The sequence below is a fragment of the Metallosphaera javensis (ex Hofmann et al. 2022) genome, from assembly GCF_022064045.1.
Lineage (GTDB): Archaea > Thermoproteota > Thermoprotei_A > Sulfolobales > Sulfolobaceae > Metallosphaera > Metallosphaera javensis.
The window spans coordinates 42,534-69,281 of record NZ_JAKNCW010000001.1 but is presented as its reverse complement, the minus strand read 5'-3'; the positions used below and the strand labels follow the sequence as shown (position 1 = coordinate 69,281).

The 26,748-nt window shown below is 46.7% G+C and carries 29 protein-coding genes and 5 tRNA genes; 25 read left to right on the top strand and 9 right to left on the bottom strand.

The window, feature by feature from the left end; translation table 11 throughout:
• Positions 1-3: 3 nt before the first annotated feature.
• Positions 4-468: a bifunctional nuclease family protein gene (locus tag L3N51_RS00490; protein ID WP_238024664.1), complete on the bottom strand. Its 465-nt coding sequence runs from the start codon at positions 466-468 to the stop codon at positions 4-6.
• Between the two features lie 87 nt (positions 469-555).
• Here L3N51_RS00490 and L3N51_RS00485 point away from each other — a divergent pair, with 87 nt between their 5' ends.
• The 5 genes from L3N51_RS00485 (at position 556) to L3N51_RS00465 (ending at position 4,256) form a co-directional block, all read left to right on the top strand.
• Positions 556-1,140 carry a 30S ribosomal protein S7 gene (locus L3N51_RS00485; RefSeq protein ID WP_238024663.1) on the top strand — a complete coding sequence of 195 codons (585 nt, stop codon included), beginning with the start codon at positions 556-558 and terminating at the stop codon, positions 1,138-1,140.
• 53 nt (positions 1,141-1,193) lie between these two features.
• Positions 1,194-2,501 (top strand): translation elongation factor EF-1 subunit alpha, encoded by a 1,308-nt coding sequence (tuf, locus tag L3N51_RS00480; protein WP_238024662.1) that lies wholly within the window; start codon positions 1,194-1,196, stop codon positions 2,499-2,501.
• A gap of 20 nt (positions 2,502-2,521) precedes the next feature.
• Entirely contained in the window at positions 2,522-2,830 is a 309-nt protein-coding gene (rpsJ, locus tag L3N51_RS00475) for a 30S ribosomal protein S10 (RefSeq protein ID WP_011921188.1), read from the top strand.
• Between the two features lie 25 nt (positions 2,831-2,855).
• Positions 2,856-2,951 (top strand) — tRNA-Ser (locus L3N51_RS00470).
• 15 nt (positions 2,952-2,966) lie between these two features.
• Positions 2,967-4,256 carry a cobyrinate a,c-diamide synthase gene (locus L3N51_RS00465; protein WP_238024661.1) on the top strand — a complete coding sequence of 430 codons (1,290 nt, stop codon included), beginning with the start codon at positions 2,967-2,969 and terminating at the stop codon, positions 4,254-4,256.
• Here L3N51_RS00465 and L3N51_RS00460 read toward each other — a convergent pair.
• Positions 4,230-4,985: a DUF2208 domain-containing protein gene (locus L3N51_RS00460; RefSeq protein ID WP_238024660.1), complete on the bottom strand. Its 756-nt coding sequence runs from the start codon at positions 4,983-4,985 to the stop codon at positions 4,230-4,232. The two genes, L3N51_RS00465 and L3N51_RS00460, sit on opposite strands and share 27 nt — an antisense overlap.
• Before the next feature lie 551 nt (positions 4,986-5,536).
• Here L3N51_RS00460 and L3N51_RS00455 point away from each other — a divergent pair.
• From L3N51_RS00455 to L3N51_RS00435, 5 genes are read left to right on the top strand one after another with little or no spacing between them, the layout of a single operon-like run.
• Positions 5,537-6,199, top strand: a complete 663-nt coding sequence (locus L3N51_RS00455) for a 3,4-dihydroxy-2-butanone-4-phosphate synthase (protein WP_238024659.1) — start codon at positions 5,537-5,539, stop codon at positions 6,197-6,199.
• A complete protein-coding gene (gene ribC, locus L3N51_RS00450; RefSeq protein ID WP_238024658.1) occupies positions 6,199-6,666 on the top strand; it encodes a riboflavin synthase in 468 nt (155 codons plus the stop codon). The genes L3N51_RS00455 and ribC overlap by 1 nt, the downstream gene beginning before the upstream one ends.
• The gene (gene ribH / locus L3N51_RS00445; RefSeq protein ID WP_238024657.1) at positions 6,647-7,099 is read left to right on the top strand and encodes a 6,7-dimethyl-8-ribityllumazine synthase; all 453 of its coding nucleotides are present in this window, start codon (positions 6,647-6,649) and stop codon (positions 7,097-7,099) included. Before ribC ends, ribH begins: the two co-directional genes overlap by 20 nt.
• A complete protein-coding gene (locus tag L3N51_RS00440) occupies positions 7,096-7,797 on the top strand; it encodes a GTP cyclohydrolase IIa (RefSeq protein WP_238024656.1) in 702 nt (233 codons plus the stop codon). The genes ribH and L3N51_RS00440 overlap by 4 nt, the downstream gene beginning before the upstream one ends.
• Complete coding sequence (locus L3N51_RS00435) at positions 7,776-8,876, top strand: amidohydrolase family protein (protein ID WP_238024655.1); 1,101 nt, start codon at positions 7,776-7,778, stop codon at positions 8,874-8,876. The genes L3N51_RS00440 and L3N51_RS00435 overlap by 22 nt, the downstream gene beginning before the upstream one ends.
• Here L3N51_RS00435 and L3N51_RS00430 read toward each other — a convergent pair.
• The 3 genes from L3N51_RS00430 to L3N51_RS00420 are packed head-to-tail and all read right to left on the bottom strand — an operon-like array spanning position 8,848 to position 11,542.
• A complete protein-coding gene (locus L3N51_RS00430; RefSeq protein WP_238024654.1) occupies positions 8,848-9,591 on the bottom strand; it encodes a DNA polymerase sliding clamp in 744 nt (247 codons plus the stop codon). The genes L3N51_RS00435 and L3N51_RS00430 overlap by 29 nt on opposite strands.
• A complete protein-coding gene (locus L3N51_RS00425; RefSeq protein ID WP_238024653.1) occupies positions 9,591-9,902 on the bottom strand; it encodes an RNA polymerase subunit Rpo13 in 312 nt (103 codons plus the stop codon). The genes L3N51_RS00430 and L3N51_RS00425 overlap by 1 nt, the downstream gene beginning before the upstream one ends.
• Positions 9,899-11,542 carry an ATP-binding protein gene (locus tag L3N51_RS00420; RefSeq protein WP_238024652.1) on the bottom strand — a complete coding sequence of 548 codons (1,644 nt, stop codon included), beginning with the start codon at positions 11,540-11,542 and terminating at the stop codon, positions 9,899-9,901. The genes L3N51_RS00425 and L3N51_RS00420 overlap by 4 nt, the downstream gene beginning before the upstream one ends.
• A gap of 39 nt (positions 11,543-11,581) precedes the next feature.
• Here L3N51_RS00420 and L3N51_RS00415 point away from each other — a divergent pair, with 39 nt between their 5' ends.
• From L3N51_RS00415 to L3N51_RS00390, 6 genes are all read left to right on the top strand, one after another.
• Entirely contained in the window at positions 11,582-14,299 is a 2,718-nt protein-coding gene (locus tag L3N51_RS00415; protein ID WP_238024651.1) for a DEAD/DEAH box helicase, read from the top strand.
• A 41-nt stretch (positions 14,300-14,340) separates the two neighbouring features.
• Complete coding sequence (locus tag L3N51_RS00410; RefSeq protein ID WP_238024650.1) at positions 14,341-14,631, top strand: 50S ribosomal protein L14e; 291 nt, start codon at positions 14,341-14,343, stop codon at positions 14,629-14,631.
• Positions 14,632-14,937 (top strand): tRNA pseudouridine synthase A, encoded by a 306-nt coding sequence (locus L3N51_RS00405; protein WP_238024649.1) that lies wholly within the window; start codon positions 14,632-14,634, stop codon positions 14,935-14,937.
• Positions 14,938-14,950: 13 nt separating this feature from the next.
• On the top strand, positions 14,951-15,652 hold the full coding sequence (locus L3N51_RS00400; protein WP_238024648.1) for an RNA-guided pseudouridylation complex pseudouridine synthase subunit Cbf5: 702 nt from the start codon (positions 14,951-14,953) through the stop codon (positions 15,650-15,652).
• Positions 15,640-16,200 (top strand): class I SAM-dependent methyltransferase, encoded by a 561-nt coding sequence (locus L3N51_RS00395; RefSeq protein WP_238024647.1) that lies wholly within the window; start codon positions 15,640-15,642, stop codon positions 16,198-16,200. The genes L3N51_RS00400 and L3N51_RS00395 overlap by 13 nt, the downstream gene beginning before the upstream one ends.
• Positions 16,201-16,224: 24 nt before the next feature.
• Positions 16,225-16,320, top strand: a tRNA-Ser gene (locus tag L3N51_RS00390).
• Between the two features lie 257 nt (positions 16,321-16,577).
• Here L3N51_RS00390 and L3N51_RS00385 read toward each other — a convergent pair.
• Positions 16,578-16,727 (bottom strand): hypothetical protein, encoded by a 150-nt coding sequence (locus tag L3N51_RS00385; protein WP_238024646.1) that lies wholly within the window; start codon positions 16,725-16,727, stop codon positions 16,578-16,580.
• A gap of 152 nt (positions 16,728-16,879) precedes the next feature.
• Here L3N51_RS00385 and L3N51_RS00380 point away from each other — a divergent pair, with 152 nt between their 5' ends.
• Complete coding sequence (locus tag L3N51_RS00380; RefSeq protein WP_238024645.1) at positions 16,880-18,463, top strand: hypothetical protein; 1,584 nt, start codon at positions 16,880-16,882, stop codon at positions 18,461-18,463.
• A gap of 99 nt (positions 18,464-18,562) precedes the next feature.
• On the opposite strand, the gene L3N51_RS00375 is transcribed toward L3N51_RS00380, so the two are convergent.
• Positions 18,563-18,635: transfer RNA gene (locus tag L3N51_RS00375), tRNA-Gln, on the bottom strand.
• A 199-nt stretch (positions 18,636-18,834) separates the two neighbouring features.
• Positions 18,835-18,909, bottom strand: a tRNA-Asp gene (locus L3N51_RS00370).
• Positions 18,910-19,354: 445 nt separating this feature from the next.
• On the opposite strand from L3N51_RS00370, the gene L3N51_RS00365 reads away from it, so the two are divergent.
• Entirely contained in the window at positions 19,355-20,953 is a 1,599-nt protein-coding gene (locus tag L3N51_RS00365; RefSeq protein ID WP_238024644.1) for a hypothetical protein, read from the top strand.
• Between the two features lie 480 nt (positions 20,954-21,433).
• Positions 21,434-23,017, top strand: coding sequence for a hypothetical protein (locus L3N51_RS00360; protein WP_238024643.1), 1,584 nt, complete (start codon positions 21,434-21,436; stop codon positions 23,015-23,017).
• A gap of 334 nt (positions 23,018-23,351) precedes the next feature.
• Here L3N51_RS00360 and L3N51_RS00355 read toward each other — a convergent pair.
• Positions 23,352-23,448 (bottom strand) — tRNA-Leu (locus L3N51_RS00355).
• An 81-nt stretch (positions 23,449-23,529) separates the two neighbouring features.
• Here L3N51_RS00355 and L3N51_RS00350 point away from each other — a divergent pair.
• Genes L3N51_RS00350 through trmJ form a run of 6 tightly spaced genes read left to right on the top strand, consistent with a single transcriptional unit; the run spans position 23,530 to position 26,729 of the window.
• A complete protein-coding gene (locus L3N51_RS00350) occupies positions 23,530-23,835 on the top strand; it encodes a 50S ribosomal protein L21e (protein ID WP_238024642.1) in 306 nt (101 codons plus the stop codon).
• Positions 23,836-23,842: 7 nt separating this feature from the next.
• A complete protein-coding gene (locus tag L3N51_RS00345) occupies positions 23,843-24,181 on the top strand; it encodes a DNA-directed RNA polymerase subunit F (RefSeq protein ID WP_238024641.1) in 339 nt (112 codons plus the stop codon).
• Positions 24,182-24,225: 44 nt separating this feature from the next.
• The gene (locus L3N51_RS00340) at positions 24,226-24,861 is read left to right on the top strand and encodes a DUF655 domain-containing protein (protein WP_238024640.1); all 636 of its coding nucleotides are present in this window, start codon (positions 24,226-24,228) and stop codon (positions 24,859-24,861) included.
• Entirely contained in the window at positions 24,858-25,511 is a 654-nt protein-coding gene (locus L3N51_RS00335; RefSeq protein ID WP_238024639.1) for a 16S ribosomal RNA methyltransferase A, read from the top strand. The genes L3N51_RS00340 and L3N51_RS00335 overlap by 4 nt, the downstream gene beginning before the upstream one ends.
• Entirely contained in the window at positions 25,508-26,062 is a 555-nt protein-coding gene (locus L3N51_RS00330; protein WP_238024638.1) for a HemK2/MTQ2 family protein methyltransferase, read from the top strand. Before L3N51_RS00335 ends, L3N51_RS00330 begins: the two co-directional genes overlap by 4 nt.
• On the top strand, positions 26,034-26,729 hold the full coding sequence (trmJ, locus tag L3N51_RS00325) for a tRNA (cytidine-2'-O-)-methyltransferase TrmJ (RefSeq protein ID WP_238024637.1): 696 nt from the start codon (positions 26,034-26,036) through the stop codon (positions 26,727-26,729). The genes L3N51_RS00330 and trmJ overlap by 29 nt, the downstream gene beginning before the upstream one ends.
• Positions 26,730-26,748: the final 19 nt, after the last annotated feature.

Genomic DNA, 26,748 nt, shown 5'->3' with positions numbered 1-26,748 from the left:
TTTTTACGCCTTGTTTCCTCTCTCTGTGGATCTATCCACTAACTCCTTCTTTACCTTTATTGGCTTCCCAGTGAGTAAGGCAAGATATATCGCATGGCTTGGTATCATTCTTTTCTGAATTATCAAACCTCCAAAGTTTAGCTCCACTGTGGCAATGTATATATCGTCCTGTATATCATCAATGATTACCTGCGTAACTCTCTTCTCTAATTCCTCAATTACTTCTGGAATAAATGAAATAATATCGTATACAGTCTCCCTCCTAGCTAGCTCCGAGAGGCTTCCAGAGTCGTTAGGTTCGTTCTTCAATAGTTTGTTTATTGCATTTACTATGTCCGGTGGAACGTAAAACAGATTAAATTCCCTACCATCCTCTAGGTAGCACACTATTACTGGTACACCATTCATTGGCGAAATAAATGCGTCTACCTTGCTTACTCCTACAAGATCGTGCTCCTGTTCAGCCATTATATATTATCTTATCTCACGAAGACTATTAAACCCTTCATGAATAGTTATTTAATCCGTTAAGTTCGTATAGAGGTGAGTGCAGAAATGGATAGTTACGAGCTATCAAAACTGGATATAAGGATATTCGACAAATGGGATAACAAGGTCGAGATACGGGATCCTAGTTTAAAGAAGTATATCTCACTAATGCCGGTTTATCTCCCACATTCTGGAGGGAGACATGAGCACAGGAGGTTTGGAAAAGCAAGGGTCTCTATTGTGGAGAGATTGATAAATGAACTGATGAGGCCTGGGAAGAATAAGGGAAAGAAGATCTTAGCATACAACATCGTAAAGGCCACGTTTGAGCTGATTAACGCGAGAACCGGGCAGAATCCTCTGCAGGTATTAGTTAGGGCTATTGAGAACTCGGCGCCAAGGGAAGAGGTAACAAGGATCATGTACGGTGGAATAGTCTATTACGTTGCTGTAGACGTATCACCCCAAAGGAGAGTGGACATAGTGCTAAGGAACCTAGTGGACGGGGCTAGGCAGGCTGCTTTCAATAATCCAAAGCCCATCGAGGAGGCGTTAGCGGACGAACTCATTGCTGCAGCCAGCGGAGATAACAGGAGTTTCGCCATTAGAAAGAAAGAAGAGATGGAAAGGATAGCCCTGAGCTCTAGATAAATAGCTAAACTTTTATTAACTAAGACCTTTATCTCGGGTAGGAGTTGAGCTAGATGTCTCAAAAGCCACACTTGAATTTGATCGTTATAGGGCATGTAGACCACGGAAAGAGCACTCTAGTTGGAAGACTTTTAATGGATAGAGGTTTCTTAGACGAGAAGACCATCAAAGAGGCCGAAGAAGCTGCTAAGAAACTGGGGAAAGAGTCAGAGAAATATGCCTTCCTTCTAGACAGGCTGAAGGAGGAGAGAGAAAGAGGTGTCACAATTAACCTGACCTTCATGAAATTCGAGACAAAGAAGTACTTCTTTACCATAATTGACGCTCCTGGACATAGGGACTTCGTCAAGAACATGATCACTGGCGCAAGCCAGGCAGACGCTGCCATACTGGCCGTTTCAGCTAGAAAGGGTGAGTTTGAGTCCGGAATGAGCTTGGAGGGACAAACAAGGGAGCACATTATTCTTGCCAAGACCATGGGTCTCAACCAGGTGATAGTAGCCATCACCAAGATGGACGTAGCGGAGCCACCATATGACCAGAAAAGATACAACGAGATCAAGGAAACAATTGAGAAGTTCATGAAGTCCTTTGGATTCGATATGTCAAAGGTCAAGTTTATCCCCATCGTGTCAATTACTGGAGAGAACGTAACCAAGAGATCTGAGAACATGAAGTGGTACAACGGTCCCACACTAGAGGAGGCACTAGATATGCTAGAGATCCCACCGAAGCCAGTTGATAAGCCTCTGAGATTACCCATTCAAGAAGTATACTCCATATCCGGTGTCGGTACTGTACCCGTGGGCAGAGTAGAAAGTGGTGTCATGAAGGTAGGCGACAAGATAGTGTTTATGCCTGCGGGTAAATCCGCAGAGGTTAGATCTATTGAGACTCATCACACCAAGTTGGAGAAAGCCGAACCTGGAGATAACATTGGTTTCAACGTGAGGGGTATTGATAAGAAGGATGTGAAGAGAGGAGACGTGGTAGGCCACACCACCAACCCACCCACAGTGGCTGACGAGTTCACCGCAAGGATAATTGTGGTATGGCACCCAACAGCCTTGGCAGTGGGTTACACTCCAGTGGTTCACGTTCACACAGCTAGCATTGCCTGCAGAGTTTCAGAGATTGTAGCTAGATTGGATCCGAAGACTGGTAAGGAGGCTGAGAAGAACCCACAATTCATTAAGCAGGGAGAGTCTGCAATAGTCAAGTTCAAGCCCATAAAGCCACTCTGTGTGGAGAAGTTCAGCGACTTCCCAGCGCTAGGAAGATTCGCCATGAGGGATATGGGTAAGACTGTAGGTGTGGGAGTCATAAACGACGTTAAGCCCAGCAAGATAGAGATAAAGTAACAAAATAGCGGTGTACATGGATGCCAAATAAAGCTAGAATACGGCTGTGGAGCACTAACGTTAACAACCTAAACTATGTGGTAAATCAAATAAAGGGCATAGTGGATAAAACAGGAGTTAGCATGAGGGGACCTATTCCGCTTCCCACTAGGAGAATGGAAGTTCCCGTAATGAGATTGCCACATGGTGAGGGAAGAAAGAAGTGGGAGAAGTGGGAGATGTCCCTGCACAAAAGGATAATTGACATTTCTGCCGATGAAAGAGTAATGCGCCAGTTGATGAGGGTTAAGGTTCCAGAGGACGTATATATAGAGATCCAACTTATTTAGAAATCGCGTTTTTCCTCGTGAAGGTGCCGGGGTGCCCGAGCGGACCAAGGGGCTGGCCTGGAGACTAGACCAGCCAGCCAGTAGGGGCAACCCTACGCGGGTTCAAATCCCGCCCCCGGCGCGTTAGGTGATTATTATGTTACCTAGAGTTCTAATTTCTGCAGATCGTAGCGGTTCGGGAAAAACTCTTGTGACAGCAGGTATAATGAAAGCACTCTCAAAAAGGATGAGAGTGAGCGGCTTCAAGACTGGGCCGGATTACATTGACACGGGATATCATAGGATTGCCACCGGTAAACCATCAATAAATCTTGATCTCTTCATGATGGGGGAGGATGGCGTTCTAAAGTCTCTCGTCAAATATTCTCGCGGAAGCGATATTTCCATAATAGAGGGAGTGATGGGTCTTTATGATGGCCATGGGATAGAGTATAGTACCTACAGGTTATCTCAGGTTACCCGAACCCCAATAATTCTTATACTGGATTGCAGTTCCATGGGAGCCACAGCCGCTGCACTAATTCATGGTCTCAAGAACTTTGGGAATGCAGATATACGGGGAGTTATATTCAACAAGATAGCATCAGAATCCCACTACTCCTATTGTAAGGAAAAAGTGGTAGATGCAAAGGTATTGGGATATATTCCAAGGATCAATTTCAGTGTACCCTCAAGGCATCTTGGGCTTTTCACAGTTGAAACTTATAATAAGGCCATGGAGGCAGTCGAGGAAATGTCCAAACAAGTTGAGTCCTTTGTTGACCTTGATGAGATAGTAGATATAGCCAACACAGCCTCTGACATAGATGTGAACCTAGAGGAAGAAGTACCCAGCAGTAAGAAGGGTATTGTTGCTGTGGCATACGATTCTGCATTCTCTTTCTATTATCAAGAAAACCTGGACATAATTGGCAAATCCTATGCAATCAAATTGTTCAGTCCAATACGCAACGAGAAGGTGGATGAAGCAGATCTAATCTATTTGGGTGGAGGTTATCCAGAGCTGTTCCCCAAGGAACTTTCAGAATCTCATTCCACTATCAACTGGATAAAGAGGTCTGCGTACGCTGGTATCCCAATTATTGCGGAATGTGGAGGGTTAATGTATCTCTCAAGCTACATTAAAACAAAGGATGGTAAGTTCCACATGGCAGGAGTATACGACATGGGAATTTCAATGAATAAGCTCACCTTGGGCTACAGGGTTGTAGATGTGTTGGAGGACATTCCCCTCGGAAGGGCTGGAGACGTGATCAGGGGACACGAGTTTCATGCCTCGTCCCCAGACTACGTCAACGAGAAAAGGTTCACATTAAAACATAGAAATGGAAAAGGTATAGAAGATGGCCTTGACGGAGTCAGGGTCAATAATGCTATAGGGTCTTATCTTCACGTTCATTTAGCCGGTTTGAGATTGTCTCTTTAACTCCAGTCTCTTCACTCTCTCTAGCATGTCCAATAATTTGTCAATATCCTTGGCGTAGAGCCTTATCTTGTATGGATACTTAGCCTCAGTGGAATCGATTTCCACATACTTCTTTTCCCTATTAACCACAAAATTGGAGTTGAGTAAATGTTTTGCATGTAGGAAGACTGACATACCACCTGAACCAATCACTCCCTTCTCTGTAACCTTGTAACTTAAGGGAGCCATGGTTGACATCATACTGGGCTTAAACAGTCTCCTGTATACAAAGAATCCAAATAGATAGATTATTTCAAAATAAACTAGGTAAACTGCCAGTCTATAATAGGGATCGGTCTGAGAGGTAGCGAACTTAGAGACGTAGCTATACACGAAGAAGAGCACAACTATGTAAATTAGATAGGAGAAGAGCATGGTCATATTTTTCTTGGCAAATTGCATGTACTCTTTCTGGTACTCCTCATCCTTCATTACCAGATCATTGGCATTCTTCTCCTCGTAAAGTGTTCCTGAATTCGCCACTTCCATCATTAATTTCCTATCCCTTAACATTGGATTAGACTTGTAAGTCATGGAAAAAGTTATTGCCATGATGATAATGAAATATGAAATGAATGCTTCAAGGAAATATTTCGGATAAAATCCCAGAATTATAGATATTACAATAAGATATGTCTGGCTAATGAGCGCAAATTTCCAATTATAAGGATTGGGTGTCGCTGAAGACATACTAACTGGTATATAACGGTGTAACTTATATACTTATATAACAATGCGTGAACTTTTTCTCCTACTGCTGGCGCTAAGCTCTGCTATACTTCAGCAGAACACATTCGTATATTATTTTCAATCTCCAAATCAAATTCTCGTCGTCAACGTGACTTCCGAGCCCCTGAACTACGTAAAGCCCTATAACCTGTCCAACGGAATTTTGCTGGTTCTGAACTTCACCCCGCAGAATATAACATCCAATATCTCATTTAGCAGGGTCAACTCCACCGCATTGATTGTTCCGCTTTATGAGCTGGTGCCAAACTCCACCTATCAGATAAACTTCGCCCTTTCTACACACAACGTTACGGTACATCTTTCCTCCGCGTTGAAGAGTGATAGTTATCGCATCCCAACTTCAAGTAATCACTCATCATCTTCGAGTCAGAATCTACAATATGTGCCATTCGTAGTCTTTGTATCGATCATGGTTATTATTTCAATCCTATTAAATCGAAGCAAACGACATTAGTATATACGCTTTTATACTATTCTGTGAATTGGTTCCTATGCCTAAACTGGAAGAGGTAAAGAGGGATCTGGAGTCTGGTATCCCAGTTCTGATATACGATTTCGACGGTAGAGAACAAGAGGTGGACATGGTGTTTTATGCTGGGGCCGTCTCCTGGAAGAGCGTCAAAACCCTAAGGACTCTGGCTGGAGGTCTAATATGTTACGCAACAGGTAAGGAAGAGGCAGAGTTACTGGGCCTTCCCTTTCAAGTGGACATTCTTAGATCCAATCAACTCCTTTCCAGACTTGTGAAAAGGCCAAGATACAACGACGAGCCAGCATTTTCCATATGGGTTAACTACGTGGATACCGGGACCGGTATCTCAGACCAGGATAGGGCACGTACCATAAGTGAACTTCATAGCATAGTCGCTAACTTAAGGGAGAAGAGGGAAAGTGCCAGAGAGATCTTTTATGAAAACTTCTACTCGCCAGGGCACGTTCCAATACTCATCTCTAGGGGAATTAGAAATAGACGTGGACATACGGAACTTAGTATAGCGCTGGCAGAGGTCCTAGGCTTAGAGAGGAGTATGGTCTTCGCCGAAATGTTGGGGGAGAAGACAAGTCTAGAAAAGAATGAAGCCATTAAGTTTGCCAGGCATAACGGATTTCACTTCCTAGAGGGGAAGGAGATATTACAGGAGGTGGTAGCGTGATGGAGAGAGTATACGGAGTTGCAGATACCACCTTCTCCAGGGTTAATATGGGCGAGATAGCCATCAACACCATCAGGAAAGAGGATCCAGATGCTGATATTATTCGTTACACAGTTCCCGGCATCAAGGATCTACCTGTAGCTGCGAAGAGACTCATTGAAGGTGGATGCAATGGGGTAATAACCCTTGGTTGGGTGGGGAAAACTCAGTTGGACAAGTATAGTTACTTAGCCACAAGTATAGGGCTTATCACCGTTCAAATTTTGACCTCTACTCACGTTATCGACGTAACCGTCCATGAGGATGAGGCTGAGGATGAGGAGTCTCTTCGGGAGATCGCTATTGATAGGACGAGAAAACATTCCGTAAACTTGGTGAAGTTAGTTAGGGATGGAAAGAACGCCCTAACTGGAATGGCAGGTAAAGGATTGAGGCAGGGGTATAGAAATGCAGGACAGCTCGATTAAACTGGGAATAGTGGTCGCTGAGTTCAACTATGATATTACCCACCTGATGCTTGACAGAGCTATTTCACATGCCAAGTTCCTCAATGCAGAGATAAGGGCCATATTCAAGGTTCCTGGAACCTTTGAGATCCCTCTCGCCGTGAAGCGTTTGTTGTCAAGGGATGACATAGACTGTGTAGTTACGCTGGGGGCAGTGATTAAGGGAGAAACGAAGCATGACGAGCTAATTGCCAATCAAGTAACTAGACTGATCTCAGATCTGTCCCTTGAATTCGATAAGCCTGTCTCCCTCGGGATAATAGGACCTGGTGCGACGCATGAGCAGGCCGTGGAGAGAATAGAGGAGTATTCCACCAGGGCTGTGGAATCAGCGGTGAAAATGGCTAGAAGGATGAAGGCCTCCCAGAGCGGTTCCTCGGTGAATATAGAATGAAGGTGTTGATAGTCGAGCTATTTAACTATAGGGAATGGACCGAGTTGCTAGGTAACGATAGGGAGTGGAAAATCCAGGTAAACCAGCATCTTCTCTCGTCTAAGATGATTTGGAAGGCCTCTCAGATGGGAAGCATGGTTTTTCCCATGAGATACGATCAGTCTATCATGTTTGCAGATGGGATAGAAATCGGTAGGCTAAGGGCCTTCCTGAACTACGTCTCCAGAATGGCTCCAGTTAACATCAGGGCATGCCTAGGTTACGGTGAAACTCCACTGAAGGCTCAGGAGAATGGATACAGCTGTCTTAAGGAGCTAGAGCCTGGCAATTTTCAACTTCCTGCCTATCCAGATTCGCCTATCGCTGTGGCTCATTTTGACCTGAACGGGTTCACGGATTTCACTAACGGTACCTCCACATACAGGTCCTTCACTGAGGCCCAGAAGTTCTATTTCGAGATTGTGGAGCACGTATATTCGCTTGGTGGAATAGCTCAGTACATGGGCGGAGATAATATCGTCACGGTTATTGGACCAGACGTAATAGATCAGATCATAGCAAGGGTGGAGAATAATCAAAAAATGAAGGTGGGTATAGGAATCGGAAGAAATGCACGGGAGGCCATGAGGAACGCCACTAAGGCCTTAACTGAAATTAGGAAGGACAGGCGAGAGATTTGGAAGCTTCTTCAAGAATAGTGAACGTGGAATATGCCCTACTTGGACAGGAACTGGAAATAGCGGAGAAGGTTCACGTAGAGATCAGCGATGGGATAATCTCACACGTTGGAAAGGGATGGGACGTAAAGGGTGAAACCTATCCCAACTCCCTTCTCATGCCTGGGCTAGTGAACTCACACGTTCATACTTTTGATGCCATAGCTCCTGAGTTCGGATGGAATCTCACCCTCAAGGAGGCTGTGGGAGACCCGCATAGTGAGAAATACAGGGTACTGGTCAGCATGTCCCTCTCTGAGTTGAAGAAGTCAACACTCAACTTCCTTGAGAAATCGCTGAAACTGGGAGTCTTCACCGTGGTTGATTTCAAGGAGATGGATCTCAAGGGCGCAACTATCTCCAGGGAAGTAAAGGACCAGTCCCCAATCAACTATATCCCGCTAGGAAGGCTGGATGGTGAAGTGACAAGGGAGAGACTTGAGCTTCTCAAGAAGTTTGTGGATGGATATGGGGTCAGTAGCGTCTCCGTGGGGGTGGAGAAGCTTAGCCTCATCCGGGATGTATTTAGAGATAGGATAACCGCTATCCATGTATCGGAAACGCTGAGGCATAACCTACTCTCGGATCTTGAGGTCACCCTTTCCACGCTCGAACCAGAGATACTGGTTCATGGTACCCATTTAACGGAAGAGGAAATTATATTGGTGGCTGAGAAGGGGATGAAGCTGGTTGTATGTCCCAGGAGTAACCTGTGGTTCTCAGCGGGGATACCCAACATTCCTATGATGATCAAGAGAGGAGTCAGGCTCCTATTGGGGACTGACAACGCGGGCGTGACTGACCCAGATCTATGGAAGGAGATGGAGGTAGCGCTGCTCCTATCACGTCTTCGTGATCCTGGAAGCGATTTTTCCAGGGAGATCCTAAAATCAGTCACCGTCAATCCTGAACTGGGCGTTTATCCAATTCAGGAGGGAAACAGGATTACTGGATTGATCCTAGGGCCTGTTCCTAGATTCGAAACTTCAATTAATAAGTATATGGCCTTAATAAAGGAACCAGGAAAAATAATTAAAGTCTTGGGGCTACCCAGAACCTGATACTTGCCCCCTTCTCCAGTGGCGCCGTTAATTTCATGGGAATCCCTGCCCCAAACCCTATCTCTATTTCCTTGGAGAAGGAAAGTGCGCTTGATACCTTCTCTAGGACGGGTAAGCTGTACCTTGAACTTCCCGGTTTCTCTATTTCCAGTTTAGTGAGCGGTTTACCGTTTCTGAGAATTGCCGAATATCTTTTCCCAGCTTCCTCAACCTCAAAGGACACACGATCATCTTCGGTCTTTATCTCCACTTCCTCTCCCACCTGCATGGACTCATCCACTAGGATAGTGAGAATATCACCACCAATGCCTATAGTTACCGAGTGAGCAACGGATGGCTCCTTGAGAGCCTGCGGTTCTCCTTTTTCAGCCTTGATAGAGAGGTTGCTCCTAGTCCCCGTTTTCTCATCTCTCATGGAAATTCTGATCCCATCAGCGGTCTCCACTATCTCCACAGTTGACCTACCCTTCATTTTTGAAAGTATCTTCTTGAGATCTCCTAGGTTAAGCTTCACAGAAACCGGTTTTTCAATACTGTACTCCTCCAGTGCATCTTTGCTAATCTCGACCACTCCCATCATCACCTTATCGTCTGTAAGGTACTTGGTTCCTATACCTTCCTCCGTGAGATTCAGTGTTAACTCGTCAGTAATCTTGGACATGGAGGATATAATGTAATAGAAATCCCTAGCACTTCCGTATATTGCCCTAAACATTACTCTTCCTTACTCTTCTTGGCTTTTTTAGTTTTCTTTGCCGTCCTCTTCTTGGGCGTTTTCTTTTTACCCTTCTCGGTCTTACTCACGAAAATTGAATTGTTGTCTTCAAATTCTTTCTTTGCCTCCTCTATACTGATTTTCCCTGACATAAGTCTGTGCCACACCTCAGTGTTCTTCGTGAGTAATTCTATGTCTTGGAGGGACATCGCTGGTACTCCTTCATCCTCTTCCTCCATTCTACTACCGCTATCATCCACTGGTGTCTCTGGTTCATTTTCATCGTCGTAATCCTCTGACGTGGAAATCACCCCTGATTTAAGCGAACAACTACTATATCATTCGCCGTTATATCTCTTGTTATTACCTTCCCCCTTTCAAGTCCCGAAAGCGTTTCGTAAATAATTCTCCTGGCCTCTTGGCTCTCCCCTCCGATTAACCTAGCAATATAGTTTAGCTCATCCGGATCATTCATTCCCATGACCATTGTTGTTGAGGCGTTGTTTATCATTTTTTCAAGTTTATCAGAATATTGAGATATTAGCACGAAACCATATCCGAATTTTCTTCCCTCGGCGAAAAGTCTCTCCGTCAGAGCCTCACCGCTCTCCCTTCCCAGAAGGAAAGGAGCCTCGTCTATAACCACGAGCTTCCTGAGTGAGCTGGATTTCTCGAGGTACATACTCCCTAGAATTGAGGCAAGAACGGTCTCCATTAGAATGTACTTTATGTTAGCGGTGGTTATTCTGGAGAAGTCCAGTATAACTCTCCCTTGAAGTAATTTCCATAGATCCTCACTTCCATAAAAGATGTTTGAGTCAAGAAACCTCAGGTAAGGCTCTATACTGCCCCATCGATTCAGATCCTGCGAACTCATAGATGCCCTCTTCTTCTTTTCAAGGAGTAACAGAACATCCCTTATTGTGGGTGGGTCCAGAGTCCACGTCCTTTCATCCTCATCATATATCCCCTTTTCCTGATACGCCTCCACAAAGAGATTGGATAGATCCATGGTCTGAATACTTCCCAGATTGAAGATCGACTTGAGGGTCATGGCTATCTCAATGGACCTCTGTTTAGGAGATCTCCCGAAAAGCGATAGTGGATTTATCCCGTTTAGAGACATATCCACATTCTTGCCCGGAACGTCCCTGTATTCATCATGAATATCAAATATAACGTAATCTACATCAGTTTTTGACAGAATCAATTTCGCCAGAGTTGACTTCCCGTATCCGCTGGACCCCACTATCACTATGTTGTAATTCTTTGTCCTAGAAAAATCTATACAAAAGGATTTTCTCTTACTAATCCATTTATATCTATATCCTGCCTGAAATAGGCCAGGAGTTAGACTTCTGACCAATACCTTCTCAACCTCCCCTATACAAATCCCGTTAACCTCTTCCCTGGGCTCCATCATGAGCAAGTAGGGGAGAGAGATCCATGATAGTGAGGATAGTAGGCTCAGTTCGGTCCTCCCCAGAAAGGAGAGAACGACTCCATCAATTATTACCCCAATGATCAGAAAGGGCGAACGGGTGAGTGCAAAAACTGCAATTCCCAGCAATACAGAAAAAATGAAAATCTTCGTATCAGGTCTTCTCCTCATCCTTCTCAAGGACATCAGGGTAGTATCCCACAACGATCTGGTCAGGTACAGGAAGGCAGTGGTGATCCCAATCCCGGAGAGATATTCCAAGAAAATAAGAGGATCAGCAGGTCCATCAATCATGGTGAAAAGGGAAACTATACTCAGGGAGAAGAGTATGCTCGGGATCAAGGAGTCCAGAATCAGGGGAAAGAAAACTCCGTCTAGAAACACCAGAATCGAGAGTGTCAGGATACCGTTTAAACCGCCGAGGATAGGTTGAAGACTTTCTAGGTCAACAAAGATGAGTTCAGCAATTACTATCCCTATCGCAATGAGATATCTAACCTCTTTTTGCATATGCTTAATAAGCCTTGGGGCCCACAGTAATATGCCTTCATGTCCTCAGTATCTCAAGAGTTTATCTCTAGACTGCAATCTATTGGATATAAGGAGCTCACACCCATTCAGAAGCTGGCTATCCCAAGCATTCTCAAGGGTAAGCATACACTGGTGATAGCCCCAACGGGATATGGTAAGACGGAAGCTGCTATAATTCCCGTCATATACCAGATCTTTGCCAGGGGATATGAAAGAATATCTGCACTCTATGTAACTCCATTGAGGGCTCTAAACAGGGACCTGGAAGGGAGGTTGAGGAACTTTGGCCAGGCGTTTGGAATTAGGGTGGCGACTAGACATGGGGACAACTCCAGAAAGGAGAGAAGGGAAATTATCCTCAATCCGCCAGATCTACTCATAACCACTCCTGAAACCCTGCTCTATCTGGTCGTGGATAAGAGATTGAAGAAGTTGCTGGCCAATCTAAGGTGGATCATTATAGATGAATTGCAGGAAATGCTTGACCAAAAGAGGGGTTATGAGCTCTCCGTAGTTCTGCAGCGCCTCAGGAGGATCTCGAGAAACCCTAGATTTATTGGACTCTCTGCAACCATCAGTGACGTTGAGCTGGCCAAATCCTACCTAAGCTTGGATGAGGAGGTTGAGGTGGCCAGGGTTGACGGGAGGAAAGACACAGAGATCCTCATTGAGACCCCGGAGCCTTCTCATGAAACCATTGAACTTGCAGTCAAGAAGGGAATGGATCCAGTATTACTGGCCAGATTGCTCAGACTAAGGGAGATAATAGAGAAGAACAGACCTGTCCTGGTTTTCACTAACACTAGGGAAACTGCCGAGTTCCTTGCCAATCAGCTTCAAACGATGTTTAACCTTAGGGTGGCTACACATCATGGTTCCCTGTCTCGGGAAATCAGGATGAACATGGAGTCCAGCTTTAAGGCGGGAGAGCTGGACGCGATTGTTGCCACGTCCAGCTTGGAACTGGGAATAGATATCGGTAGCATCTCCCTAGTGGTTCAGTATATGTCTCCTAGGCAGACCATCAGGCTCCTTCAGAGGGTTGGAAGGAGCGGGCATTCCCTTCATAGGAAGGCCAGGGGAGTAGTAATACCCGGAAATTACGCTTATGATGTACTCGAGTGTAAGGCCATTACAGAGCTCTCCAAGTCCTATCTAGAGCCCATGATTGTGGAGGAGAACCCACTGGACGTCCTAGCCCATCAGATAGCAGGAATGGTGATAGAAGGTCCCTTGCTCATGTCAGATGCCCTCGAGATATTTCGAGGTTCTCCCTATTTCAGAACCCTAAGCCCCGAGCTTCTGGAGGCTGTGGTGGAACAGCTTGAGGCGGAGAGGGTTGTGAGAAGGGAGGGTCAGGTCCTGAAGCCCTCCAGAAGGACTTGGAAGTACTACTACACTGTGAACATGATTCCTGACTCCAATATGACCTATCTTGTGATAAACACTGACACCAACTCTAGGATAGGCAACCTGGATTTCGACTTCGTGTCCATTCTAGATGAGGATAGTATCTTCGTCCTGGGGGGAAGACTTTGGAAAGTTGTATCAATAGAGGAGGGCAAGGTATATGTCTCCCCTGCGGAACTCAAGAAGGGTGACCTACCAAGCTGGTTCGGGGAAGCCATACCTGTGGAGAAGGAGGTTTCAATGAAGGTTTACGAATACCTTACCGAATCCTTTGCAGGGAGGAGGGAAGCGGAACCCGAACTCAAGGAGAAGGTAGAGGAGCACCTCTCCAGGAATTACCCAATCCTGAAAAGGGATTCCATACTGGTTGAGTTAGTGAATTCCGATCTCCTTGTAGTTCATTCCCCCTTTGGCACAAGGGGAAACAATACGCTCGGCTCCCTCATATCTGCGGTTCTCTCCTCCATGGGGTATAGAACTTCCTTCAGGAGCGATGCCTATCACGTCGCATTGACCTCCATGGTTCCACTGGAGGTAGGGACTGTGGAGGACGTCCTGAACAAGGTTAAGTCCATGAGTGCTGAGTATGCATCAAGATTGCTGGAACAGCAGGTAGTAAACGAGCCCGAATTCAAGTGGATCCTGCTGATAGAGGCTCAACGCTTCGGCGCCATAGAAAAGGGAGCCGAGATTAAGCTGGGTCATTACGTTCTAAGGGCCTACGTTGATACTGTGATAGGAAAGGAGTCCATCAAGGAGTTCATGCTGAGATTTCACGATCTCTCCATCCTGTCGCTCCTCAAGGAAATGAAGTGGGACCTAGTGGAAGTTCCCTCCCCATCTCCCCTAGCCCAGGAATTTCTTGACCGTCTCCTGGTCTTCACCTCCGTGGATGATAAACCCATCATGGTGGAAGTCTTCAAGAGACGGCTCATGAACAAGGAGATACTTTCAATCTGTCTCCTATGCGGTTGGAACTCCAAGGTGAAGGTGGCAGAAACTCCGGAGAGATGTCCCAGGTGCGGGTCTGTGTTCATCACCTCAACCTTTCCAGACGACAGGGAGGCACTGGAAATTGTTAGGAGAAACATAAGGGGAGAGAAGCTGAACAGAAAAGAACAGAAGAGGCTCTCGGAGCTTAAGTCCATAGCCTCACTTTACTCCAATTACGGTAGGACAGCCTTCTTGGCCCTGGCGGTCAGGGGTATAGGTCCCACCAATCTGGGAAGGGTACTTAGGTCCCTCTCTCAAGGCGAGGATAAGTTCTATCAAACCCTCATGGAGGAGGAGAGGAAGTTCATTAGGTATAGGAAGTACTGGCAGTAAGCTTTTAATAGCAACCGAGAACTTTTCTCAAGTGTTCTGATATGGCAATAATTGAAGTCGGGAGGATTTGCGTTAAGCTCTCTGGACGCGAAGCTGGGAGTAAATGTGTCATAGTTGATATAATAGACAATAACTTTGTTCTGGTTACAGGTCCAAAGAACATCAGCGGAGTTAAGAGAAGAAGGGTTAACATATCACACTTGGAACCCACGGACAAGGCGGTAGAGATAGCCAAGGGAGCCTCAGACCAGGAAATTGAGGCAAAACTGAAGGAGCAAGGATTGGTTGACTTCATGAAGGAAAAGGTGAAGGTAAAAGTTCCAGTGATTTGAATGGATTTTTCTCCTTTCGTGGAAAGAATTGATAAGTTTTGTGGTTATGAGAAGCCCTGGGAGATTCGCAAGGATTACGTTCCTGCAGGGGATTTCGGGGTTCAACCGGATAAGAGAACAATAAAGGATCTAATGAACACCTCGATCATTAACGTGGACAAGCCACCCGGTCCCACAAGTCACGAAGTGGCCTTCTGGGTAAAGACCATGTTTGGGTTACCCAGGGTGGGGCACGGAGGGACCCTAGAGCCCTTATGGGCGGGGCAATCCCAAGGTAACCGGTGTCCTACCCATAGGCCTGGGTAAGGCCACCAGAGTAATGAGCGTCGTGACCAAATCGGGAAAGGAATACGTGTGTCTAATGGAGGTCCACTGTGACTTTCGAGAGGACAGGGTCAGGGAGATCTCCAAGGAATTCGTGGGGACCATATATCAGAAACCGCCCGTGCGATCCTCAGTGAAGAGGAGGGTCAGGAAGAGGCAGGTGTACTCGCTTGACATTCTGGAGATAGAAGGAAGGAAGGTGCTCATGAGGATATCCTCAGAGCCCGGGACCTACATGAGGAAGATCTGCCATGATATGGGCATCCTTCTGGGTTGCGGTGCACATATGAGGGAGTTAAGGAGGACCAGGTCAGGTGTGTTCAGGGAGGACACGCTTGTAACGTTACAGCAGGTGTCCGAGGCACTTTACCTCTACCGTAATTGTGGTGAGGAGGATGAGCTGAGGAAGATACTCATCCCCATGGAGATGGCCTTCTGCGGAATCCCCAAGATCATCGTGGACGACGAGACCGTTAACTCCCTCGCTTATGGATCGCCCCTTATGGCACCCGGGATAGTGGCCTTTCAGAGCTTCAGAAAGGATGACGTAGTGGCACTCATCACCTGGAAGGGTGAGGGAATAGCCCTTGGGAGGGCCCTGATTGATTCCAGAAACATGGGGAAAAAGGGAGAAGTGGCTAAACCTGAGAGGGTATTAATGGAGAAAGATGTATATCCCAAGGCATGGAAGAAATGATGTTTATCGTAACTGATGTGGTTAATGGAGTCCCCCTAAACCTAGTTAGCTACCCAGGTCTCTTCTCTAAGAAGAGATTAGACCTAGGGACTAGGGTTCTTCTCGAGAATCTGCTAATTCCTGAGGAGGGGGCAGTAGCCGACGTAGGATGCGGTTATGGTCCTATAGGAATATACGTGGCACTAGTGAACCCAAGGCTCTCGGTCTACATGCTTGACATGAACCCCCTGGCAGTAAAGGCCTCGAGAGAGAACGTGGAGAGATACGGGTTAGGGGATAGGGTAACAGTGATCAAGAGCGACCTTCTGTCAGAGCTAGGGGTCAGGGTTAAGGCCATCTACTCCAACCCTCCCCTTTCCAAGGGGGTAGACGTGCTGGAGAGACTGGCCAAACAGGCCCCGGAGAAGCTGGAAAAGGGTGGATACGTACAGATGGTCCTGTATAAGGGGGAGGGTAACGCAACCAAGATATTTGGAGATTATTTCCCCGAAGTCAGGGTCATGAAGAGCGTGAAGGGATACTCCATTGTCCTCGCCGTAAACAATTAAAGAGAGCAAACTGGATAATTAAGTGCCGGGGTGCCCGAGCGGACCAAGGGGCTGGCCTTGAGAGCTTCCTGGTTAGCCAGTAGGGACTTCCCTGCGCGGGTTCAAATCCCGCCCCCGGCGTCTTCAGATAGGGACGTCACGTGTTTGAGGTCATGTGGTGCAGGGCTGGATTGAGGCGCACAGTGAGTATGAAATTGAAATGGTATACGGCGATAGGGAACTCGTGTAGCCCAATCCCTGATAGGGCAATATTGCTCCATAGAGATGGACGGAAACCCCATGCTAATCAGTTAGAGATACTGTAAACAAGTAAACTCAGGTTCAATAAAGAAGTTAACATAGGTTCAAAATTGATTACTTTCAATTAAACGTGTATTCTATCTTCTGGATCTTCCCTTTCCCTGCCCGTCCTCTGTTTCATCCGCAGCTTTCCATTCTGCCCATCCTGGCATTCTGGGCCCTTCCCTATCGAACTCCTCGAAGGCCTCAACTATATCCTTTCCACGGACGACCCTAATTTTGACCATTTCTCGCGTGTAAAATAGATCAGCTAAGATATAAAGGTTTAAGGGTTACCGTTGACGATACCTTCATTCAGCTGGCTTAAACTCTGACGACGGACATCGAAGAGGCAACAGCGAAAATTATTAGTATATCCTGAAACTTTTCCTGCAATATTATGGAGGGAGCACACTCGAAGTCGTCGCAGAAGGTCTACAGCTACAAAGTTAACGTAAAGCTGGAGTACCACGATCCACCATCTGCATCCTACACGGTTCTGAATACCATACAGATAACGCTTGATCCGCAGGAGAAGGGGGCCGAGGTTAGGGCTATATCCGAGGATGGTAAAATTTTTACCATATTTTTCAATCGTCTTGTAATAAGTTCCTCCATATTCACTTACATCTCAGAACCACCACAGGAGGGAGAGGGGAGCACAGCCACCCTGTATCCCTTTAACCTTGCAATTTACCTGTCAAGTCAGGGGAAGCCCAGGTATGTTTACTTCAATATCTCGAGTAATGGGAGGATCTACGGTAACAATCTCTTTGTGGATACGCTGGAGATATATGACAATCTCTCCATCGTCAGGACAAGGATATTCTTCAAGCATGAGGATCCGGTAAGGGGATTTCGCCGGCACGAATACACCGTATGTAATACAACCGATTTCCCAGTGAAGCATGTGTACTTTGGGTTGGATAGTTACGTAAGGGGACTACGCATAGAGGATGAGGCCCACGAACATCTCATCCTACTGAGCAATGGACAGTTGAGGGACCTGTTGGGCGAGAAGATAAATGAAATGGAATTCGCGGTAGTGGTTGAGCTGAATAGGGAACTGAAACCTGGAGAGTGCCGTACAATTAGCCTCAAGAGTTATGACGAAATAAGGAGAGGAAAGAAGGAGTTCGAGATAAGGATAGCCCTCCTGGATAACATAACTGAAGGAATAGTTATAATACCCTCAAAGGGTTATAGGGTTGTCACCAGTCTGCAAAGGATCAGCTTCAGTCTTCGCGACGAGGATGATAAGCCCACGCCTATCGTGTCAGGAAACTCGTTGAAGTGGAACAGGAGGAACCAGGAACTTTTCCCCGGGATTAACCTAGATCTGTTCTGTGACCCTGCGCCCGAAAACGGAGTCGTTGAGTCCAACACAGCCGTGGACATGCAGTTCAGAACCACCAACTCACAGGGAGGACGGGTATTCGTTGAGATTGCATATGGGTTGGAGTTTCAATATCTGAAGTTCTGGAGATCATTCCTGTGGGTGATGAATATCCTATTATGGGCCCTTTTCCTTCAAGAGACATGGGTTCATACGGAGGGGCTATGGAAAAGTCTGAATATCAGGTTGGGCCCACCTGCCAATCTGGAGTTCGGTATCGCATTCCTCTTTGGGGCCATAGTAGGAACTGTTTCCTTTCCATTCTATGTGGAGAGTAACTGGAGAGGGTATATGGGCGAGATTATGAAATCCTTGGCGAGAAGACTGAGAAAAGGACAACCGGAGCTGGTCTCGTCCTTAATTATTGTTATCCTGGCTGTGGTTGGGCTCACTGAGGAGTTCATGTCCCTGCAGGGGAACCCGCTCAGCGACGTTTCCTTCGCTTACCTGGAAATAGAGTTCGCAATAGTTGTGGTCCTGGAGCTTGCCTTCGTAATAGTGGAAAGAGAGCTAAGGGAGGAATATAGAAACGTTCTTCTCATGCTGGTAATTCTGTCCATGATTTCCATGCTTCTGGCGGTGGGATAGTACCGGAGAGTTCGAAGATCGGAAGATAAGGTTTGGGTTGTGATGTTTGAAAGTACTATGATCGAATCAAAACCAGAGAAATTTACGTGAAAAGTAAGGTAGCCGGGCAGGGATTCGAACCCTGGTCCCAGGGGCCAAAGCCCTGGATCCTTGGCCGCTAGACTACCCGGCTAATACGGATTTTGTAATTCTACGTTATAAAGCTTCCTTAATGGGTGTCAATTTAGCTTTGTCTCATTGATTACATGGTGAGAGACGGACAAGAGGTCTAGATAACCTTCTAAAGGACGTTTATATCAAGAGATCGCTCAGGAACGTGAATAAATCCTTTCCATCAAGGAGACTGGCGTAGAAATCGTATGGTAAAGGAGCGCCGCAGCCGGGATTTGAACCCGGGTCAGGGGCTCGACAGGCCCCCATCCTAGACCGGGCTAGACTACTGCGGCATACTAATATTATTACATTCAATATTTAAAGTTATCTTTTCTTTTTGTACGGGTATAAATGCGACTGGGGTAGAGTTGCACAGTTGATTATTTAGAGCTTTCTAAGACTGTGTCTCTGGTCATTAGCAATAAGATTGGGAAGTTCTCCTCCAGAAACGGTTAATTAAATACGTGCTTAACAATCTCGAAGATGTACTTCGCCAGTGCATGGTGAAGCTCAACAGGGAGGCATAGTGAAAAAGAAGCTAATATGCCTGCCCGTTAATCAATAAGATCTTACTCTATATCGTAGTCAAGGAACCATTACCAACGGACATCTTTTCTTACACCAAATCAAGAGCATAGCTGCAGTCCTAGATTCGTCAACTATTCCCAATCCACTTTCAGCCTACTCTCTACTATATAAACTGGGAATACTTATATACTTTCAGATCAATTATTATCCATGTCTCTCCTAGAACAGAAGGAACAATTGGTTCAGGCTGAGTCAACGGGAGATCTGAATGGGGTGATCCAGGCAATAACGGCTATGAACAGGGAGTTCAATAACTTCATCTACAGCAACAGAGCCCTGGAGTCCGTTGCCTTCAATGCCATAGCCATGGCCAGGGTTGGGTCCCCCTTTACCTACGTAACTAACAATGATCAGGCCAACGAAGAGGCTCGGTGCAACGGAAAGACGGAGGGTAATATGAGAGACAGGTTCAATGTGGGGGACAGGAAATACATGAAGCTTGCCTTCGTTTCCATAGCCAGCGACGATGATATAGCGGCGCAGGTTGTGAGCAAGCCCGTCCAGGACTCACCCAAGCTAGTGTTCAGGCAGGGCGTTATGGTGAGGCTCATGACCCCCTCAGGGAAGGAGCTTATGGTCTACATAGGCGGAATTTCACCGGAGTGGAGAGGAGATCACGTTTCAGTTTACCAGTACGGTGCAGAGAGGAGATTCAAGTTCAGTTCCGGGGTCAGGAGCGGGATCTCAAGCGTTCTGAGTAGGTTGAATATTGGAGTGCTATTTGGCGCAGAAAGGGCATCTCAGGTATTTGTGAATCCTCCCTCGCCTGAGCCATCAAGCTACTCCGCTTTCTTGCAGTCGTATAGGAAAGATATACTGGAGGATAGCATCAAGAAAGGTCCTGCCTTATTTTACAAAACTCCTACTTCGCACGGAGCGTGTAATGCGTGTACCTCTATAGCCTTATCCGCTAGCTCTAACTTTCCAGATCTCCTTCCAGCTTTCTCTACTCCCTTCGTTCCCTTCATAGGTCAGAGTTATTACCTAGTCCCTGGCTATCCAGAAAACCCCATAGACGAATATTACCTTGGCTCCCCTGTCTATGCTGGTAACTCCAACTGTGACATGCCTGCTATCGTAGGTTTCATCTCTTCCCTTATACCCTTTTCCCAGGCATTACAGGCTTACTCCCAACTCCAGAACAGGTCAGTCCAGCTTAACAAAGACTTAGAAAGTCAACTGAATCAGTTCCTGTCGTCCTCCTCGGTCGCATTCGTCCTCTCCCCACCAAGAAGCTGGAGCTATGACGACGTGATCCAGTGGTCCTACTCCTTGGGTTACTCGCAGGATTATGTATCCTCGGCCATTAATTTCGCTGTGGTCTTGGGAACCATCCTTTCCCAGTACCCTGAGGACGTGGTAGATGATCTCGAGAAAGAGCTGTACAAGCACGAGTTTAGCTGTTCCAACCCGGAGCAGTGTTACTCCGAGATGAATAAGATAGCCCAAGATATCTATAACGTCCTCGTCCAGCAGGATTGGGATAAGGAACTTGAGGCGTTACAAATCTGTCATGCGGAGGCCACCATACTTGACCAGACCTGTTACTGGAACTGCGTGGATAGGGTCTACGAGTCCCTCAGGCGTCTCCCGCTCTTCGATAGACTCCATCTGTCTCCTTCGTCCAACGAGTTGAGGAGCGATGCCCAGGCTCAGTGCAGGGAGACCTGCACGAAATTCAATGAGGAGAGGTACCTCGAGTGCCTGAGGCAGATATATCCCTCTAAGGTAACTCACCCAACACTGTGACGGTCACCTTTCAATGCGGGACTAGAACCAGACAGCTCTTTCTCGGTTTCCATTCTACCATTGCAAGGTTCTCTTCTCGCATTAACTCTTCACATCGATTGATAGTTAACTATGTCCATCTCTCTGGTTCTAAGCAACACTGAACATGTAAATGTGTGTCCGATCCTTACCACAAATCAACTTAGCGCTTCAGTACTGAAACTTGTGTTGTATTACCATACTTATACGACCCTCTTAAAACTCACAGTACCATCTAAAAGTAGAGAAATGTTTTACTATTCATCTAACAGAAACTCAATTTATGGTTAGGTACTCGAAAGAAACTTTTCCTGTTTCATGTTTGTACAACTTCTAAGGAGAAGCGTATAGGCTCGTCTTCAAATTTTGAAAAGATAAGAATTGTATTCCCAATCCACTTTCAGCCTACTCTCTACTATATAAACTGGGAATACTTATATACTTTCAGATCAATTATTATCCATGTCTCTCCTAGAACAGAAGGAACAATTGGTTCAGGCTGAGTCAACGGGAGATCTGAATGGGGTGATCCAGGCAATAACGGCTATGAACAGGGAGTTCAATAACTTCATCTACAGCAACAGAGCCCTGGAGTCCGTTGCCTTCAATGCCATAGCCATGGCCAGGGTTGGGTCCCCCTTTACCTACGTAACTAACAATGATCAGGCCAACGAAGAGGCTCGGTGCAACGGAAAGACGGAGGGTAATATGAGGGCTAGAGCTGATCAAGCCGACAGGGACTTCATGAAGCTTGCCTTCGTCTCAGTGGCCACAGACAATGATATTTCCGCAAGCGTGGTGGGAAATCCCTATAGTGATGCACCAAAACTGGTGTTCAGGCAGGGCGTTATGGTAAGCCTTACAACTCCCTCTGGCAAGAACATCATGGTGTATATGGGAGGGATATCCCCCAACTGGAGAGGAGATCACGTTTCAGTTTACCAGTATGGTGCAGAGAGGAGATTCAGGTTTTCCTCCAGCGTAAGGAGCGAGCTATCTAGAGTGATAGGGAAATTCAACGTAGGCATCCTCTTTGGAGGAGAGAGAACATCCCAGACCTTCACGAACCCCCTACCTCCCGAACCTTCAAGTTACTCCGCATTTGTACAGTCATACAGGAGAGAGATACGCGAAGCGAGCTCCAAGAGCGGAGGTCTATTCTACAAAACTCCTACATCTCATGGTGTATGCAATACATGTACTTCAATAGCATCCTACGTGAGTGGCACCTTCCCTGATCTCCTTCCGGCTCTCTCTACTCCCTTCGTTCCCTTCATAGGTCAGAGCTACTACTTGATACCCGGATATCCCGAGGATCCCGTAGACGACTACTACCTGGGTTCTCCTGTCTACTCTGGGAACTCCCAGTGCAACGTTCCAGTCATTTCCGGTTTCATCTCCTCCCTGGTATCCTTCTCTCAAGTTCTGAGCGCGTATGCCCAGTCGCAGAACAGAAAAGTGGACAACGATCCTCAGCTTGAAGGTTTCGTCGAGTCCTCCTCCGTTGCATTAGTCTTTCCTCCACCCAGGAGCTGGAATTATCAGGACGTGATGGAGTGGTCTGCTTCCCTGGGCTACTCCCAGGATTACCTCTCCTCAGCAGTGAACTTCGCAATAGTTATAGGAAATATTCTTTCCCAGTATCCCGAGGACGTGGTAGATGAACTGGAGAAGGAGTTGTACAAGCATCACTTCAGCTGTTCCGATCAGGGCCATTGCTACTCTGAGATGAGCAGGGTGGCTCAAGACATTTATAACGTGCTGAGCCAGCTAGGATCTGACCAGGAGCTGGAGGCGCTGGAGATCTGTCATGAAGAGGCCACAACGCTGGATGAAACCTGTTACTGGAATTGCGTGGATAGGGTGTCTGACTACCTGAAGCATCTGCCCATTATAGACATGCTCCACCTCTCTCCCTCGCCATATGACATTAGGAGGGCCTCTCAGGCCCAGTGCAGGGAGGTCTGCACCAAGTTCAATGAGAGCAGATACCAGGAATGCCTGAAGCGGATATATCCCTCCCATGGAATTCACGCAACACCATGAGTCCCACGCATTTCTCTGGATGGGAATGATCTTGGTCATGGTTTTGGTAGTATTTCATTGAGGTTTCGTCACGACGAGACAAAGACTGGTTTTGTTATGGCGAGAATTTAACTAACTAGAAACTACAAGAATTCTAGTTTAGTTGACCATAACCAATATCCCCATTGCCTCCTACCGGGAAGGCGTAGATGAACTCTAAACTCAAACTTTCATGTTACGAAGATGCACGCAAGACCAGCCGGATAAAGCCCGGGAGATGTGGAGTTAACCCACGTTATTGTCCCGGGGATAAATGTACATTGTACAGTTCAGGACGCGGTTGTCTGCGACCAAATGCGGGGGGCGGGATTTGGACCCGCGCAGGACTGCTCCAGCGGATCTCCTATGCGATCTTAAGTCCGCCCCCTTTGACCAGGCTCGGGCACCCCCGCACACATAAACTTGATCCAGTTGCTTAAAGGTTTATCCGAAAATTTAATTTATCACTGATACTCTCTGTTACCAGATTTACGATGGTGAAGCACTCGAGAGGAAACAGGACAAGGAGCAGGAAACTTCTCAGGAAGGCACCTAGGGAGAGGGGAGCAGTTCCTTCTTTGGGCAGGCTAATGCTTGACCTGAAGGAAGGTGAGAGGGTTGTTATAAAGATAAACTCATCCACACACAACGGTATGCCACACAGGAGATACCAGGGCAAGGTTGGAACTGTCCTCGGAAAGAGGGGAAAATCCTACGAGGTTAAGGTGAAGCTTGGGGATAAGGAAAAGGTTCTCATAGTCAGACCCGAGCACCTCAACCAGATAAAGGCTCAGAAGTGATTTTTCTATGTCATCTATTCAGATCATTGAGGAAGATTACGTCCCCTACTCTGTGGCCAAGGAGATCCTGAAGGAGGCCATTGAGTCAGGATCTTCCTCCTCCATTCTCCAGAAGACCTTTGAGTACCTTAACTCCTTGGAGAAATGCAGTGCAGAGAACGCGCGGAAACTCATGGAGGAGCTCAAGGGACTGGTCTCTAAGAAGGAGGTTATGGCCATGATAAGCAGTCTTTGCCCGGACAATCCGGACGCACTTAGGGCCATCCTAACCTTGGAGGGTAAGGCATTTTCTCAGGATGAATTGGAGAAAATTCTAGATTTAATAAAAAGATACAGAAACAACTGATTGTCTTTAATATTCTAATTGCATATATCCTTATCTGTGGCACTATGAGTAAGAGAGGGCCTAGGGAGCGCTACGTTTATGTGCTGGACTACCTCAGGGAGGGAAATCCACTTGACAGGCATAAATGGCATAAGAACAAACCCATAGTCCAGGTAATTGGTGAGGATTACTTCATTCTCATGGAAGCCATCCCGTTGACCGAGCAGATCCAGCTGGAAGAGAGGATAGACAGGGATCAGGATCCGCCCGTTATCAAGGTCGATGTGCTCATAGATTACGAGGACCTGACCTCACTGGCCAAGGACAATCTTGGGAAAATCCTGGAAAAAATAGTCAGCGCAAAGGAGAGTCAGTTCGTCAACTTCTTTAACAGAGCTGAGTCACTCACTCTGAAACTTCACGCCCTTGAGCTCCTTCCCGATATAGGGAAAAAGACCCTCAGGACCGTCCTGGAGGAGCGAAAGCGTGCTCCGTTCGTCAGCTTTGCTGACATAGAGGCCAGGGTGGGAATAAAGAATGTGAAGGAGATACTGGTGAAGAGGTTGCTGGTGGAAATCAAGAGGGAGGACAAGTACTTCCTCTTCGTCTATCCAGGCGAGGCGGAGAGGGGAGCTGAGGGAGAGAGGAAGCCTCAGGAGCAGAAATATATAGGCTACTTAGAAAGATTAAAGCAGGGATGAATTATTCACAGAATTTTCTAGTAGATCAAGAAATAATTTCTCGTATTGTGGGTCATGTCTCCGGGTTGAGGCCCCTTATAGAGATAGGTTGCGGGAGGGGAAACCTCTCCAGGTTCCTTAACCCTGACGTGTGTATTGAGCTTGACACCCGCCTGCTTCCTCATCTCTCTGAATTCAATCCAGTTCATGGGGATGCCAGAAGACTTCCAGTATCAAGGGGACAGATAGTCTCCTCTCTTCCATACTCCATTACTTCGGATTTCTTCGTCGAGGTTTCTAAACTGGACTCCTTCCCCAGGCTTCTCCTCGTCCTTCAGGAGGACTTCGTGAACAAGATACTGGGTTATCCAACCTTTCTATCCTTCCTCCTAAATTACTATTATGTAATAGACAAGCTACTGGTTATCCCTCCCAGGGCGTTCAGGCCCGTTCCCAGGGTCTTCTCGTCCCTGGTACTCCTGGAGAGGAGGAGGAGCTATAACGAGAGGGTAACGGAGATAATAAAATGCCTTAGCAGGTACAGGAACAAGACCCTGAGAAATGCGTCTCAACTGTGCGGTTTGACCTCAAGTGAGACCAGAAGAGTGAGGGACTTCAAGCCATGGATGGTTACAGAATTGTTGAGTTCAATGGGTATAAACTCTGTGTGAACGAGGAAGTATACGAACCTGCAGAGGACTCGGAGATTCTGGCCTCAATTCTGGACGTGAGACAGGGGGAGAATGTGCTGGATATGGGTTCAGGCAGTGGGTTACTGGGAATTATCGCCAGCAAAATGGGAGGCAGGGTAACCTCGATAGACGTCAATCCCTATGCCACGGAGGCAACTCTCTGCTCCTCTAGGTTAAACGGGGTAGATCTTGAGGTGATAAACTGCGACTCTATCACCTGTTTGAGAGAAGTCAAAGTGGATACATTGATATTCAATCCACCCTACTTACCTGTGTATGAAACATCCAGCTGGATAGGATATAGCTGGTCGGGAGGGAGGGGAGGAGTAGAGGTCCTTCTTGGGGTGATGAGACAGGTTAATGCAAAGAATTACTATTTCGTGTACTCTAGCTTCACGGATGAGGAGGAGATAACCAGGTTCCTTCAAGACCGTGGATTGGAAATAAATAAAGTTAAAGAGAGGGTAATCGGATTTGAGGTTCTCAAGGCGGTGAAGGTAGTTGCTAAGGGTGATCTTGGTAGAGCCTGAAGGGGAATATAACGTGGGTTTCGTGGCTAGGCTATGTAAGAACTTTGAAGTGGACCAGCTATACGTGGTCAATCCCAGATGTGACCTGAACAAGGCCATGGAGTTCTCGGCCAAGGGAAGGGATTTCATGGAGAGGGTCACAGTTACCTCTACACTGCAGGAAGCGTTGAGGGATCTAGATCTCAAGATATCCACGTCCAGCATCGCAGATTCCAAGGGAGATATGTTGCGTAAGTCCATGCCTCCCTGGGAGATTGTTAAGTTAATGGAGAACAGAAGGACAGGACTGGTGTTCGGGAGGGAGAGCGTGGGTTTAACCAGAGAGGAAATAATGATGACGGATATAATGGTTCATATCCCGGCCAACAGGGATTACCCCGTGCTGAACCTGTCCCACGCCGTGGGAATAATCCTGTACGAGATCTGGAAGTCAACTCATCTCCGCCCAGGCGAGGCTGGTCCTGCTCCCTCACAGGAGACCATAACACTGGTTGAGAAGTACGTAAAAACTCTCTACGACACAGTTAAAAGATCAGATGGGGATGATGCGATGTATATTGCAACTAAGAGATCATTATTGCGGGGTATAAGGGATGAGGAGGAAGGGAGGGCGGTTGTCAGGTTTCTCAGGAAGGTCTACATGAGAATGATTCACGGCAATGAATGAGTTTTTATACTCTTTACTA